The 12,541-nt window shown below is 62.0% G+C and carries 12 protein-coding genes; 3 read left to right on the top strand and 9 right to left on the bottom strand.

What is annotated here, in order from left to right; all coding sequences use genetic code 11:
* Positions 1 to 3: 3 nt before the first annotated feature.
* The 3 genes from QCE49_RS29370 to QCE49_RS29380 form a co-directional block, all read right to left on the bottom strand.
* A complete protein-coding gene (locus tag QCE49_RS29370; protein WP_175979368.1) occupies positions 4 to 381 on the bottom strand; it encodes a DUF427 domain-containing protein in 378 nt (125 codons plus the stop codon).
* Positions 382 to 475: 94 nt separating this feature from the next.
* Positions 476 to 808 (bottom strand): DUF4148 domain-containing protein, encoded by a 333-nt coding sequence (locus QCE49_RS29375; RefSeq protein WP_008353289.1) that lies wholly within the window; start codon positions 806 to 808, stop codon positions 476 to 478.
* Between the two features lie 104 nt (positions 809 to 912).
* Positions 913 to 1,806 (bottom strand): ketopantoate reductase family protein, encoded by an 894-nt coding sequence (locus tag QCE49_RS29380; RefSeq protein ID WP_250456792.1) that lies wholly within the window; start codon positions 1,804 to 1,806, stop codon positions 913 to 915.
* Between the two features lie 458 nt (positions 1,807 to 2,264).
* Here QCE49_RS29380 and QCE49_RS29385 point away from each other — a divergent pair, with 458 nt between their 5' ends.
* Complete coding sequence (locus QCE49_RS29385; RefSeq protein WP_008353287.1) at positions 2,265 to 2,975, top strand: FadR/GntR family transcriptional regulator; 711 nt, start codon at positions 2,265 to 2,267, stop codon at positions 2,973 to 2,975.
* 13 nt (positions 2,976 to 2,988) lie between these two features.
* On the opposite strand, the gene QCE49_RS29390 is transcribed toward QCE49_RS29385, so the two are convergent.
* Positions 2,989 to 3,117: a hypothetical protein gene (locus tag QCE49_RS29390; protein ID WP_268811586.1), complete on the bottom strand. Its 129-nt coding sequence runs from the start codon at positions 3,115 to 3,117 to the stop codon at positions 2,989 to 2,991.
* Positions 3,118 to 3,154: 37 nt separating this feature from the next.
* On the opposite strand from QCE49_RS29390, the gene QCE49_RS29395 reads away from it, so the two are divergent.
* Positions 3,155 to 3,628: a bacterioferritin gene (locus QCE49_RS29395; RefSeq protein WP_175979372.1), complete on the top strand. Its 474-nt coding sequence runs from the start codon at positions 3,155 to 3,157 to the stop codon at positions 3,626 to 3,628.
* 66 nt (positions 3,629 to 3,694) lie between these two features.
* Here QCE49_RS29395 and QCE49_RS29400 read toward each other — a convergent pair whose 3' ends face one another.
* Positions 3,695 to 4,351 carry a peroxiredoxin gene (locus QCE49_RS29400; RefSeq protein ID WP_008353285.1) on the bottom strand — a complete coding sequence of 219 codons (657 nt, stop codon included), beginning with the start codon at positions 4,349 to 4,351 and terminating at the stop codon, positions 3,695 to 3,697.
* A gap of 432 nt (positions 4,352 to 4,783) precedes the next feature.
* Here QCE49_RS29400 and QCE49_RS29405 point away from each other — a divergent pair, with 432 nt between their 5' ends.
* Positions 4,784 to 6,292, top strand: a complete 1,509-nt coding sequence (locus QCE49_RS29405; protein ID WP_175979570.1) for an amino acid permease — start codon at positions 4,784 to 4,786, stop codon at positions 6,290 to 6,292.
* A 34-nt stretch (positions 6,293 to 6,326) separates the two neighbouring features.
* Here QCE49_RS29405 and QCE49_RS29410 read toward each other — a convergent pair whose 3' ends face one another.
* From QCE49_RS29410 to QCE49_RS29425, 4 genes are all read right to left on the bottom strand, one after another.
* The gene (locus QCE49_RS29410) at positions 6,327 to 8,327 is read right to left on the bottom strand and encodes an acyl CoA:acetate/3-ketoacid CoA transferase (RefSeq protein ID WP_250456793.1); all 2,001 of its coding nucleotides are present in this window, start codon (positions 8,325 to 8,327) and stop codon (positions 6,327 to 6,329) included.
* Positions 8,328 to 8,423: 96 nt separating this feature from the next.
* The gene (locus QCE49_RS29415) at positions 8,424 to 10,349 is read right to left on the bottom strand and encodes a potassium transporter Kup (protein WP_175979374.1); all 1,926 of its coding nucleotides are present in this window, start codon (positions 10,347 to 10,349) and stop codon (positions 8,424 to 8,426) included.
* Between the two features lie 122 nt (positions 10,350 to 10,471).
* A complete protein-coding gene (locus QCE49_RS29420) occupies positions 10,472 to 11,308 on the bottom strand; it encodes a shikimate dehydrogenase (protein ID WP_250440629.1) in 837 nt (278 codons plus the stop codon).
* Positions 11,309 to 11,390: 82 nt separating this feature from the next.
* Positions 11,391 to 12,125, bottom strand: coding sequence for an ABC transporter ATP-binding protein (locus tag QCE49_RS29425; protein ID WP_175979375.1), 735 nt, complete (start codon positions 12,123 to 12,125; stop codon positions 11,391 to 11,393).
* Between the last annotated feature and the right edge of the window lie 416 nt (positions 12,126 to 12,541).

Below are 12,541 nucleotides of genomic sequence, written 5' to 3' on the forward strand. Positions count from 1 at the left end.
GCATTACGCTTCGCGGGTTTCGATCGAATCCACGCGATCTCGATAGAACGCGAGATGATCTTTTATCGACGCAACAGCCTCATAAGGAGACTCATACGACCACACGGCGTTGGCCGACTTTTGTCCACCTGAAGGGATACTGTAATAGCTGCACTCGCCCTTGTAAGGGCAGTATGTCGTGTGCGACGTGCGTTCGAGTTGCGACATGTCCACGTCCTTGCGCGGCACATATAGCACCTCGGGATACGATGCCTCGCGCAATGAAAGCGCTTCGGTCGTATCGGCGATCACGCGTCCGCCCGCTTTGACCAGCACGCGCGACGGACTGCGCTCGATCGTGATCGGATGATCGGGACCGGGAATCTTGACGGCTTTATCCATGAGTGTCTTCCTGCGAACGAACGCACCATAGCGAACGGAAGAATCGATGGTAACGCCGTTGCGTCGAACACGCAGAACCCGGCCCCTCGCAGCATCAATGACCGAAATAAAGGGGCTTGGTGCCGTCGTTGTCCATCCGCGGCATCGCGCGCATGCCTGCAGCCGAGCGGCCGCTGGTCGCGCCGCCGTAGGAATTCATATCGGCGTTATAGGCATTGTTCTGCCCCGATGCGCGGCGCTCGGCGCGCTGGATATCCGACGGATACGAAGTCTGGTCCGAGCGCGACGGATCGTAGCCCGCTGCTTCGACCTGCCTCAGATCTTCCTTCACCTGACCCCGCGTAAGCGACGAATCGGTTTGCGCGAATGAAAGCGCCGGCGCCACCACTACAGCGGCGACGGCCACGGCTTTGACGAACGATTTCATGGTGAACCTCCGGTATGTTGGCCCTGCGCACGGTGATTTCTGTGCGTGCTTCATACTCAGCATCGCCCGTGCCCGGCAACGACCGTCGTCCGTCTAAAACGCGCCTACGAACCCTTGCTCTCGATTGCCTTGACGAGCGCATGCAGCACGTGATTCGCCGGCGTCGGCACGCCGAGCGCTTCGCCACGCCGCACGATCAGCCCGTTCAGATGATCGATCTCGCTCTTCTTGCCGCGCGCGAGATCCTGCGCCGTCGACGAGAACTGATTCGGCATCGTCTCGGCGATACGGCGCACGGCGGCATCGACATCGCCGGGAATCGTCACGTTGTCCGCTTTCGCGACCGCAAGGCATTCGTCGACGACATCGCGCATCGTGCGTGTAATGCCCTCGCCCTGCACGAGCTTTCCATAAGGCAACTGCGTGATCGCGGACAGCGCGTTGTAGGCGCAATTCAGCACGAGCTTCGCCCATAGCGCGCCGCGCACGTTGTCGGAGATTTCGGTCGGCACGCCCGCCGCCACGAGCGCACGCGCAACGCCTTCGCTCTTCGTCGATGGCTCGATCACGAGTTCACCGCGTCCGTTGTGTTTCACGTGCCCCGGCCCCGCCATTTCCGTCGCGACGTACACGACAGCGGCCGCCGCCTCTTGCGGCAACAGTTCGCGCAGGCGCTCCGCATTCTCGACGCCGTTTTGCAGCGACAGCAGCAGCGCATCGTGTTCGAGATAAGGCGCGAGTGCGTTCGCGGCGCTTTCGGTGTCCGTGGACTTCACGCAGAAGAGCACGAGTTGCGCGCCCTTCACGGCGCTCGCATCGGTGCTCGCGGCGACGTGTACCCGTTCGTCGAAATGCTGCGTGTCGAGCCGCAAGCCGTCGCGTTCGATCGCCTCGACATGCTGCGGCCGCGCGATCAGCACGACCTCGTGACTCGCGCGCGCGAGCATGCCGCCGTAATAACAACCGACCGCGCCCGCACCCATGACGGCGACTTTCATGTTTCGCTTCTCCCGTTGCGATGTTGAACTGTGGCTCGAAAAGGTAACACATGGCTGCGGACGGTCCGTTACGTCACGGATGTTGCGCAAACGCTTGCGGACTTCGCATGGATTCGCGCATCTGCCCGTGTCCACGCGATTTTGTGGTCGGACGCACCATAGTCAGTCGAATTCGCGGCTCACCATATTGTTAAAACGGGCCACGCACAATACGCTTCTTTCAGCGGATCGACGATGCTGTCCAAACAATGCCGACCGCTGCGGGGTGTGCGGCCAAGGCCGCATCGAGTAGTCAAATCCGGGGGACCAAATACACGGCGTGCCGGGCAAGCGCATCGCGCGAGCGGTCGACCGTGCGGCGCACCGAGGCGCCGTGAACTTAGACAAGCGCTGGCCTTGCCGCTCGGCGACGAGCAGCTCGAAGCCGCAGGCGCGGGCGTTATCACGAGAACAAAAACATGAATCATGGATATGAAGCATCGCTCGTCAAGCGCGTGGTGAATCAACTCGTCGCGGGCATCGTGAGCGGCGAATACCAGGACAACGTGCTTCCGCCACAAGTCATTCTTTCGAAGAAGCACGGTGTGAGCCGGACCATCATGCGAGAGGCGTTGAGCATTCTCATCTCGCGCCGCATGCTCGACGTGCGGCCCAAGACGGGGACGCGCATCAAGCCTGCACGCGAATGGCTCATCATGGACCCGGAAGTCGCCGAGTGGCGCATGCGTGCGCTGCACGATCCCGACTGCATCCGCAGGCTGATGGAATTTCGCGCGCTCGTCGATCCGCCTGCCGCCGCGCTCGCCGCGACGCGTGCCAACCGGCATCAGCGCATCGCCATCAACGCGGCCTATCAGCGGCTCCTGCATGCGAGCCCGTCCGAACCCTTGCAGTCCGCCGCCGAAGAGGCGCTGCAGGCCGCCATCGTCGATGCAAGCGGCGATGAAGTGCTACGGCAGATGGGCAGCGTCGTGCGCGTCGGCATCCGCACCATGAAGGCGGCGCTGCGCAATCAGCCCCATGCGCTGCCGCGCGTGCCCGATTCGCAGCTCGGCGATTACGGCAGGCTCGTGCGCGCGATCGAAACCGCCGACGGCGACGGCGCGCGAGCGGCCATGTCGCAAGTGCTGTCGCGCACTGCCTCGCTCTGGATCGAAGAAATCGCCTGAAGCCGGTTCTGAATCACCATTCGGATGCAGCGGCGGGCAGGCCGCCCGCATCGCCTTCATGGCCCGCCGGGAGCGCATCTTGCGCGCCCGGACGCCGCACTTTCGCCTCGCATGCGCCGCGCGCGTGACTACAATGAGTCATGCCTGTGCATGCGCGGCGTTGAAAAACGGAGGCAAGAATGGCAGAGCTCGAAAAGGAAAGGGTCGTCGGCGTCCTGAACAAGATTCTCGAATCCGAACTGGCGGGTGTCGTGCGTTACACGCACTATTCGTTTCTCGTCTTCGGCTTCGGACGCATTCCCATCGTCTCGTGGCTGCGCGCGCAGGCCGATGAATCCCTGCTGCACGCGCATCAGGCCGGCGAATGGATCACGACGCTCGGCGCGTATCCGTCGCTTGAAATAGGCCCGCTGCTCGACAATCACACGTTCGACATCGCGACGATCCTGCGCGAATCGCTGCAATCGGAAAACGTCGCGCTCGGTCATTATCGCGAGTTGCTCTCGCTCGTCGAAGACCGTTCCGTCGCGCTGGAGGAATACGCGCGGCAGATGATCCAGGTCGAGGAACTGCACGCGGGCGAAGTGGACAAGATGCTGCGCAGGCCCGGCGAAGTCGAAACGTCGCCCGAGCGACGCACGGGGCATAACTGAGCGAAATGAAAAGCGCCGGTCCGCATTTCGCGGGCCGGCGCCTGAGACGCCCGGAAGCGCCGTGTCTTACTTCGGCTGCGCGACCGTGCGCAGATAGGGCTTCAGCGTCTTGAAGCCTTCGGGATACTTCTTCTTCGCGTCTTCATCCGAGACGGACGTCGGAATGATGACGTCATCGCCCGGCTTCCAGTTCACCGGCGTCGCGACCGTGTGCTTCGCGTTCAGTTGCAGCGCGTCGAGCAGGCGCAGCACTTCGTCGAAGTTGCGGCCCGCGCTCATCGGATACGTGAACGTGGCCTTCACCTTCTTGTCCGGACCGACGATGAACACCGCGCGGATCGTCGCGTTGTCGTTCGCCGTGCGCGGATTCGCGCCGCTCGCGTTCGGATGGATCATGTCGTAGAGCTTCGCGACGTTGAGATCCGCGTCGCCGATCATCGGATAGTTGACCGCCGTGCCCTGCGTTTCCTCGATGTCCTTCGCCCACTGCGAGTGATTCGTCACCGGGTCGATCGAGAGGCCGATCACCTTCGTATTGCGCTTGTCGAACTCGGGCTTGAGCTTGGCCATATAACCGAGCTCGGTCGTGCAAACCGGCGTGAAGTCCTTCGGATGCGAGAACAGGATTGCCCATTTGTCGCCGATCCACTCGTGAAAGCGAATCGTGCCTTCGGTCGTCTCTGCCGTGAAATCGGGGGCTTCATCACCAATGCGTATAGCCATATCAAATCTCCACGTGAGGAAAAGGCCGGTGAACGTTCCATATGCATAAGAACGGTTTCCGGGTTAAGGATTGCAATCGTGAATGTGATTATAGTGCGCGATGCATCGGCAATTGATGACCGCTGGCGTCGTGTGGTCATGCGTCGCGCCGCACGAGCCACGGCGGATATAGTCAGCGGCACGTTTCCTGCTCCGTACCCGCGACGCCGTGAATAAGCATATTTCGTAAATGTCCGTTGCTCGCGTTTCGCACGGCGCCGCGCTCGAATTCGCCGGCGAAATCTGCTATCACGAGACACATACGTCAGACCGAACGTGCAAGTGCAAGGCCGCAGGCACCTGGATCATCGCGCAGTCGAACAGGCGACAGAATTCGCCGCGCCACCCGGCGTGGCCACGCTGCCGCCGCATAAGGAGGCGATCGTGACCGTCATGCAAAGAAAGTCCGTTGCTGCGTTGCAAAGCGAAGCGGCCGAAAGCGAGGAAGTGCTTCAGGAACACGGCGGCCACGCGCTGAAGCGTTCGCTCACCGCGCTCGATGTCGTGTTGCTCGGCATCGGCTGCATCATCGGCGCGGGGATTTTCGTGCTGACGGGCCACGCGGCCGCCACCAACGCCGGCCCCGCGATCATCATCTCTTTCGTGCTCGGCGCAATCGTTTGTGCGCTCGCTGGCCTGTGTTATGCAGAGATGGCTTCCACCGTGCCCGTATCGGGGAGCGCGTACACCTACGCTTATGCGACGATGGGCGAACTGATTGCGTGGCTCATCGGCTGGGATCTGATACTCGAATACGCGGTCGGCGCAACGACCGTCGCGATCGGATGGTCGGGTTATGTCGTGAGCTTTCTGCATTCGATCGGCATCGACATACCCGAACAGCTTGCGAAAGCGCCTTTCGCTTACGATCCCGGTCACGGCTGGAGTCATGTCGGCGCGATCCTCAACGTGCCCGCGATGGTGATCGTCGGGCTCATCACGATTCTTCTGGTTATCGGCATACGCGAGTCGGCGCGTGTGAACAGCTTCATCGTCGTCATCAAGGTGCTGATCGTGCTCGCGTTCATCGCGGCGGGCATCGCCTATGTCGATACGAACCACTGGGTCACTCCGCAAAATCCGACCGGCGCGTTCATACCGCCGAATACCGGCGAGTCGGGCGTGTTCGGCATGAGCGGCGTCTTGCGTGGCGCGGCCGTCGTGTTCTTTGCCTATATCGGTTTCGATTCGGTATCGTGCGTCGCGCAGGAGACGCGCAATCCGCGACGCGACATGCCGATCGGCCTTCTCGGTTCGCTCACGATCTGCACCATTCTCTACGTGCTCGTTTCGTACGTACTCACCGGCATCGTGTCTTACGACAAGCTGAACGTGTCGGACCCGATCGCAGTCGGCGTCGATGCGATCGGCATGCGCTGGCTTTCGCCCATCGTGAAACTGGGCGCGATTTTCGGTCTGACGTCGGTGATTCTCGTGCTGTTGCTGTCGCAGCCGCGCATCTTCTATTCGATGGCGAAGGACGGACTCTTGCCACCGTTCGCATCGAAGATTCACCCGCGCTTTCACACGCCCTATATCACGACCATCATCACCGGCATCATCGTGATGATTCTTGCGGGACTGTTGCCCATCGGTCTCGTCGGTGAACTCGTGAGCATCGGCACGCTGTTCGCGTTCATGGTGGTGTGCATCGGCGTGCTCGTGTTGCGCATCACGCAGCCGAATCTCGAACGCGCATTCAAGACGCCCGCGGTGTATGTGGTCGCGCCGCTCGGCGCGTTGTCATCGCTCTTTCTGATGTCCGGCCTGCCCGCCGATACGTGGATACGGCTCATCGTCTGGATGGCGATCGGCGTCGTCATTTACTTCGGCTACGGCATACGTCATAGCAGGCTGCGCAATCAGCGAGAAGCCGCGCCGCGTCGCCCCGCTCGCGGATGACATTCGAAGGGCCGCTCGAATCGCGGCCCTTGCTTCATTCCGACGCGCGTTTCGATTCGTGTTCGCGCGCTTCTTCAGGGCTTTCGTAGATATACGGCGCGACGCCGCGACGTTTCAGTGCGTCGCCGAGTTTCAGCCTTAGAAAGCTGCTCGTCGTATAGCGCGTCACGCGGTCATAGTGTCCATCGACGAGCTCCGTGACCATTTCCGAATACGCGTCGAGCATGTCGGGGCGAATCGAAAAGTTATCGTAGTTCACGATCGCGTGCGGCTTCGTCGTCACGCCCGCTAACTGCTTTTCGACTTCGCGGCGAATCGCTTCGACATCGCTCAGGCTCTTCACTTCATGGCCTTCGAAGTTGATGAAGAAGAGATTCTTCTCCGCGTCGTAGCTGAAGCGTTCGGAGAGATCGAGCCTCAGCAGGATATTGCGCAAGCCCATTGGCGCATCGCGGAAGATGCGTTCGTCCATCAGACGCGGCGGCGTGTCCATGATCGGCGCGAAACCCATTTGCGCGACGATGTCTCGCTCGATATCGACGCCCGGTGCGACCTCGGTCAGCGCAAGTCCCTTGTCCGTGAGTTCGAACACGCAGCGCTCGGTGATATAGATCACGGTCTGCCCGCGCTCCGCCGCATAACGCCCGCTGAACGTGCGATGCTCGACGGCATCGACGAACTTGCGGCATTCGCCTTCGCGGCGAATCTCGAGCTTGCCTTCGTTGATCGCGACATCGAGCTTGCCCGCATTGAAAGTGCCGACGAACACGACCTTCTTGGCCGCCTGGCTGATATTGATGAAGCCGCCCGCGCCCGCGAGCTTCGGCCCGAACTTGCTCACGTTGAGATTGCCTTCGCCGTCCGCTTGCGCAAGGCCTAGGAACGCGATGTCGAGGCCGCCGCCATCGTAGAAGTCGAACTGATACGGCTGATCGATGATCGCCTGCGTATTCGTCGCCGCGCCGAAATTGAGGCCGCCCGCGGGAATGCCGCCGATCACGCCCGGCTCCGTCGTCATCGTGAAGAGATCGATCACCTGCTCTTCGTTCGCGACGCTCGCGATGCCCTCCGGCATGCCGATGCCGAGATTCACGACGCTATTGGCCATCAATTCGAACGCCGCTCGCCGCGCGATGATCTTGCGTTCCGTAAGCGACATCGGCGGCACCGAACTCGCGGCCACGCGCAATTCGCTCGAAAACGCCGCGCTGTATTGCTCGCCGAAGGTCTGCCAGTGATTGTCGGGCTTCGCCAGTACGACGCAGTCGACCATCACGCCGGGTATCTTCACTTGGCGCGAGTTGAGCGTGTTCGATTCCGCAAGCCGCTCGACTTGCGCGATCACGATGCCGCCCGAATTGCGCGCGGCCATCGCGATGGACAACGCTTCGAGCGTCAGCGCTTCCTTTTCCATCGTGACGTTGCCGTTGAGATCGGCGGTCGTTCCGCGCACGATGGCGACGTCGATCGGAAAGGTCTTGTAGTAGAGATAATCCGTGCCGTCGATCTCCATGAGCCGCACGAGATCTTCCGTCGTGCGCGCATTGAGCTTGCCGCCGCCGTTGCGCGGATCGACGAAGGTGCCGAGCCCGACCGTCGAAAGTTGCCCTGGCCGATGCGCGGCGATATCGCGAAAGAGCTGCGAGATCACGCCTTGCGGCAGGTTATACGCTTCGATGCGATTCTCTATCGCCATCTTCTGAAGGCCCGGCACGAGTCCCCAGTGCCCGCCGATCACGCGCTTGACGAGCCCTTCGCGCGCCAGATGATTGAGGCCTTTGCTGCGGCCATCGCCCTGGCCCGCCGCATACACGAGCGTGAGGTCCGCGATCGGATCGTCGCCTTCGACGAAGCGTTCTTCGAGCGCGATCGCCACTTCCTCCGCGAAGCCGATGCCGACGAAACCGCTCGTCGCGATCGTGTCGCCCGAGCGGATCAGACGCACGGCCTCGCGCGCGGACGAGATCTTGCCGCGTTCGACGAGGCGCGCTGTCGATGGAAACGGATGGCGGGTCGGCGTGTTGCTGGCGGTCATGGCGTCTCCTGTCTGCCGCATTTCTTATCGTGAGTTTCGCTTGAATACGCGCCGCCTGCTTGCGTCGAACGCACGCAAATCATCTGATTTGCGCCGTTATATCTCGACGCGCGCGCCGAGTTCGATCACGCGATCGGCCGGTAATCGCAAATAGGCCGCGACGTTGCCGACATTGTGCAACATGATCGCGAACAGCCGTTCGCGCCATAAGGCCATGCCGGCGCCGGGCGTCGGCACGACGGTCGCGCGCGACATGAAGTACGAGATCGTCGCGCGATCGAATTTCAGCCCGGCCCCGCGGCACTTTTCCAGCGCGGCGGGAAGATCGACTTCGTCCTTGAAACCGTAGTTCACCGTCACCTGGAAGCAGCCGTTGCCGAGCGTTTCGATCGACACGCGGCGCGCTTCGTCGACCCATGGCACAGGCTCGGTCGCGACCGTCAAAAAGACCGTGTGTTCGTGCAGCACGCGGTTATGCATGAGGTTGTTCAGCAGCGAATGCGGCACGCCGCTCGGATCGTTCGACATGAAGATCGCCGTGCCTTCCACGCGCGCCGGCGAACGTTCGAGCAGGTTGGCGAGAAACGGCTTGAGCGGCATCGTGCCCGCACGCGCGCGCGCTTCCTGAATCATCATCTGCGCACCGCGTCCCCACGTCGCCATGATCGTGAACATCACGAGACCGATCGCCACCGGGAACCAGCCGCCGTCCGCAATCTTCAGGCAATTCGCCGAAAAGAACATCGCGTCGATCACGAAGAAGAATGCGGTGGCGAAGATACATAGTGCCCAGTTGTATCGCCACGCATAGCGGATCACGAAGAACGTCAGCAACGTGGTGATGAGCATCGTGCCCGTGACCGCGATGCCGTATGCGGAGCCGAGCGCCGTCGACGAGCCGAAGCCGAGCACGGCCGCGACCACTGCGAGCAGGAGCGTCCAGTTGATGCCCGGCACATAGATCTGCCCGATCTCCCGCGCCGATGTGTACACGACGCTCATGCGCGGCAGAAAGCCGAGCTGCATCGCCTGCTTGGTCATCGAATAGGTGCCCGAGATCACGGCCTGCGATGCGATCACGGTCGCGATGGTGGAGAGCACGACCATCGGATACAGCATCCACGATGGAAAGAGCCGGTAGAACGGATTCTGCAACGCGGCGGGATCGGCGATAAGAAGCGCGCCCTGACCGAGATAGTTGAGCGCGAGCGCGGGGAAGACGATCGCGAACCATGTCAGGCGGATGGGCCGCGAACCGAAGTGGCCCATGTCGGCATAGAGCGCTTCGGCGCCCGTGAGCGAAAGCACGACCGCGCCCAGCGCAACGAACGCGAGCCACCGATGCCGCATGCAGAACTCGAGTCCTTCGAGCGGATTGAGCGCCGCGAGGATATGCGGCGATTCCTTGATGTTCATGAGCCCCGACACGGCCAGCACGATGAACCACAGCACCATCACCGGCCCGAAGACCGCGCCGATGCCCGACGTACCGTGCTTTTGCATCACGAACAGCGCGACCAGCGCGACGAGCGTGAGGGGCACGACATAAGGCTGAAGGCCGGGCGCCGCCACTTCGAGGCCTTCCACTGCGCTCAGCACGGAAATGGCGGGCGTGATGACGCCATCGCCGTAAAAGAGCGCCGCGCCCATCACGCCGACGAGCAGCAGCACATGCTTCAGCCGCTTCTTCGATTCCACCGACGATGCCGCGAGCGCGAGCAGCGCCATGATGCCGCCTTCGCCGTGATTGTTGGCGCGCAGGATCAGCGTCACGTACTTGAGCGACACGATGATGGTGAGCGACCAGAAGATCAGCGACACGATGCCGATCACGTTCGCCGGCTGCAAAGGCAGGCCGCCCGCGGGATCGAACACGGTCTTGAGCGTATAGAGCGGACTCGTGCCGATATCACCGTAGACTACGCCGAGCGCCGCGAGCGAGAGCCCCATCAATGCCGGATGGCCGTGCGGCTTCGGCGCGTGATTGTCATCGGCCGGCAAGCCGGGTGCAGTCGATCCCATGATTCCTCCCTGCTTTTCCGAGCCGCGCATACGGGCGGCCTATTTGTCAGAGGATGAGCGTCTGCCTTGCTGTGTCGATAAAAGTATAGGAACGAAGCGCGGTTATGTCCGCGCAGGCTTCGTTACGCGTATTTGATCTGAGCGACCGCGCGCAGCTCGTCGGCAGTGGCGGTGCCGTAGCCGAAGAACTCCAGATACGCCGGAATCATCTCGAACAGCATGTCCGTGCCGACCTGCACGGCGCAGCCCTTGTCTTTCGCGGCGCGCAGGAGCGGCGTGTATTCCGACTTCATCACCACTTCGCCGACGAACGTGCCTGGCGCGATGCGGTCGATATCGAACGGCAGCGGGTCCGTGTCCTTCATGCCGAGCGGTGTCGCGTTGACGATGACGTCGAAGCCGTCGGGATCTTTCGTATCGGTTCTGACGATCAGGTTCGGATAGTGCTCGCGCAAGCGCGAGGCGAGCCCTTCGACGGACGCCGTGTTGGTGTCGAAGATAGCGAGTTCCGCGACGCCCGCCGCCGCGAGCGATGCCGCGATCGGCGAGCCGACGCCGCCGCTGCCGAGCACGAGCACGCGTGTGCCCGCGAGTTTGCGGCCCTTGCGCTCGACGCCGCGCACGAACCCAGCGCCGTCGAACTGATCGCCGACGAGCGTGCCGTCTTCGCGCTTCAGGATTGCGTTGCAGGCTCCGGCGATGCGCGCGGTGGGACTCACTTCATCCATCAGGCCGACGGTCGTGATCTTGTGCGGCATGGTGACGAGCGCGCCGCGGATGTTCGTCAGCTTGAACAGATGCGGCAGGAACGCGACGTAATCGTCGGGTTTGACGCCCATCGGCACGACGACCGCATCGATGCCCTGTTTGTCGAACCAGGGGTTGTAGATCATCGGCGCCTTGAACGCTTCGGTCGGGTAGCCGAGGTGAGCAATCAGAGTGGTCTTGCCGCTGATCATGGCAGCTCCTTTCACGATGTCGGACGCGCGCGGTCGCGCTCCGATCATGATAGAGCGGATTGCGTCTGCCGCAGTGCGGCAATCAGTGACTCGCGCCGAGGTAGGCCGCCTTCACCGACGGATCGTTGCGCAACTGCTCTGCGGGGCCGTGCGTCGCGACGCGTCCGTTTTCGAGCACGTAGCCGTAATCCGCGACATTGAGCGCTGCGGCTGCGAACTGTTCGACTAGCAGCATCGTGACGCCGTCCGCTTTGAGGCGCTCGATGATGCGAAAGACTTCGTCGACGAGAATGGGCGCGAGACCCATCGACGGCTCGTCGAGCAGGACGAGGTCCGGATTGAGCATGATGGCGCGCGCCATGGCGAGCATCTGCTGTTCGCCGCCCGATAGCGTGCCGGCGAGTTGATTGCGGCGTTCTTTCAGACGCGGAAAGAGTTCGATCGCGCGTTCGAGATCGGCGCTGACATCGCCCTTCGGGCGCGACCATGTGAGACGCGGGAAAGCGCCGAGCAGCAGGTTATCGGTGACGGACATGGTCGCGAATACGCGGCGTCCTTCTGGTGAATGCGCGAGTCCGAGGCGCGCGATCTTGTGCGAATCGAGCGAATCGATGCGCTTGGAGTTGCTGCCGACGCCCATTGTGATTTCGCCCTCGGTCGGCTTGATCATGCCGGAGATGGCGCGCATCGTCGTGGTCTTGCCGGCGCCGTTCGAGCCGATCAGCGTGACGACTTTTGCCTTCGGCACGGTTAGTGAGATGCCGTGGAGGACTTTGACTTTGCCGTAGCCGGCGTGGAGGTTTGTTATCGTCAGCATTTTTCTTTTTCGGCTTTTGGGGGAATCCTGTGATCGTGTCGGTCTATTAGCACTGCCCCTGTGCGGGGCGGCACTCACTTTCTTTGCTGCTGCAAAGAAAGTAAGCAAAGAAAGCAGCTTCCGATACGCCCGCGGTCACACGCAATTTGGGTAGTCCTCTCGTCCATCGTGGGCTGCCTAAAGAGTGCCCTCATAGGCCCCATCGGGCTTGGCTCGCGCACGGTCTGTCTCATCGCACCACACACCAAACTGGTTCAGCACCAAATAGCTCCGGCCCGCTTCGCGGCCGACCGGTCAATCGGGTCCGCGCGTGCTTCTCTACTAACGTCTCCATCTCACTGCAATCGCCGCCCTTTGGTTTCCCTTGCATACCCAACGGCAGCGCGTAGCGCTGTGCCGAAGCTCTTTCGTGCTGA

This window comes from Caballeronia sp. LZ008 (genome assembly GCF_031451435.1).
GTDB lineage: Bacteria > Pseudomonadota > Gammaproteobacteria > Burkholderiales > Burkholderiaceae > Caballeronia > Caballeronia zhejiangensis.

Bases quoted from the DNA above. Each gene is read 5' to 3' on its own strand.
- QCE49_RS29370 (WP_175979368.1), bottom strand. From the start codon at position 381: ATGGATAAAGCCGTCAAGATTCCCGGTCCCGATCATCCGATCACGATC.
- QCE49_RS29375 (WP_008353289.1), bottom strand. From the start codon at position 808: ATGAAATCGTTCGTCAAAGCCGTGGCCGTCGCCGCTGTAGTGGTGGCG.
- QCE49_RS29380 (WP_250456792.1), bottom strand. From the start codon at position 1,806: ATGAAAGTCGCCGTCATGGGTGCGGGCGCGGTCGGTTGTTATTACGGC.
- QCE49_RS29385 (WP_008353287.1), top strand. From the start codon at position 2,265: ATGAATCATGGATATGAAGCATCGCTCGTCAAGCGCGTGGTGAATCAA.
- QCE49_RS29390 (WP_268811586.1), bottom strand. From the start codon at position 3,117: ATGACTCATTGTAGTCACGCGCGCGGCGCATGCGAGGCGAAAGTGCGG.
- QCE49_RS29395 (WP_175979372.1), top strand. From the start codon at position 3,155: ATGGCAGAGCTCGAAAAGGAAAGGGTCGTCGGCGTCCTGAACAAGATT.
- QCE49_RS29400 (WP_008353285.1), bottom strand. From the start codon at position 4,351: ATGGCTATACGCATTGGTGATGAAGCCCCCGATTTCACGGCAGAGACG.
- QCE49_RS29405 (WP_175979570.1), top strand. From the start codon at position 4,784: ATGCAAAGAAAGTCCGTTGCTGCGTTGCAAAGCGAAGCGGCCGAAAGC.
- QCE49_RS29410 (WP_250456793.1), bottom strand. From the start codon at position 8,327: ATGACCGCCAGCAACACGCCGACCCGCCATCCGTTTCCATCGACAGCG.
- QCE49_RS29415 (WP_175979374.1), bottom strand. From the start codon at position 10,349: ATGGGATCGACTGCACCCGGCTTGCCGGCCGATGACAATCACGCGCCG.
- QCE49_RS29420 (WP_250440629.1), bottom strand. From the start codon at position 11,308: ATGATCAGCGGCAAGACCACTCTGATTGCTCACCTCGGCTACCCGACC.
- QCE49_RS29425 (WP_175979375.1), bottom strand. From the start codon at position 12,125: ATGCTGACGATAACAAACCTCCACGCCGGCTACGGCAAAGTCAAAGTC.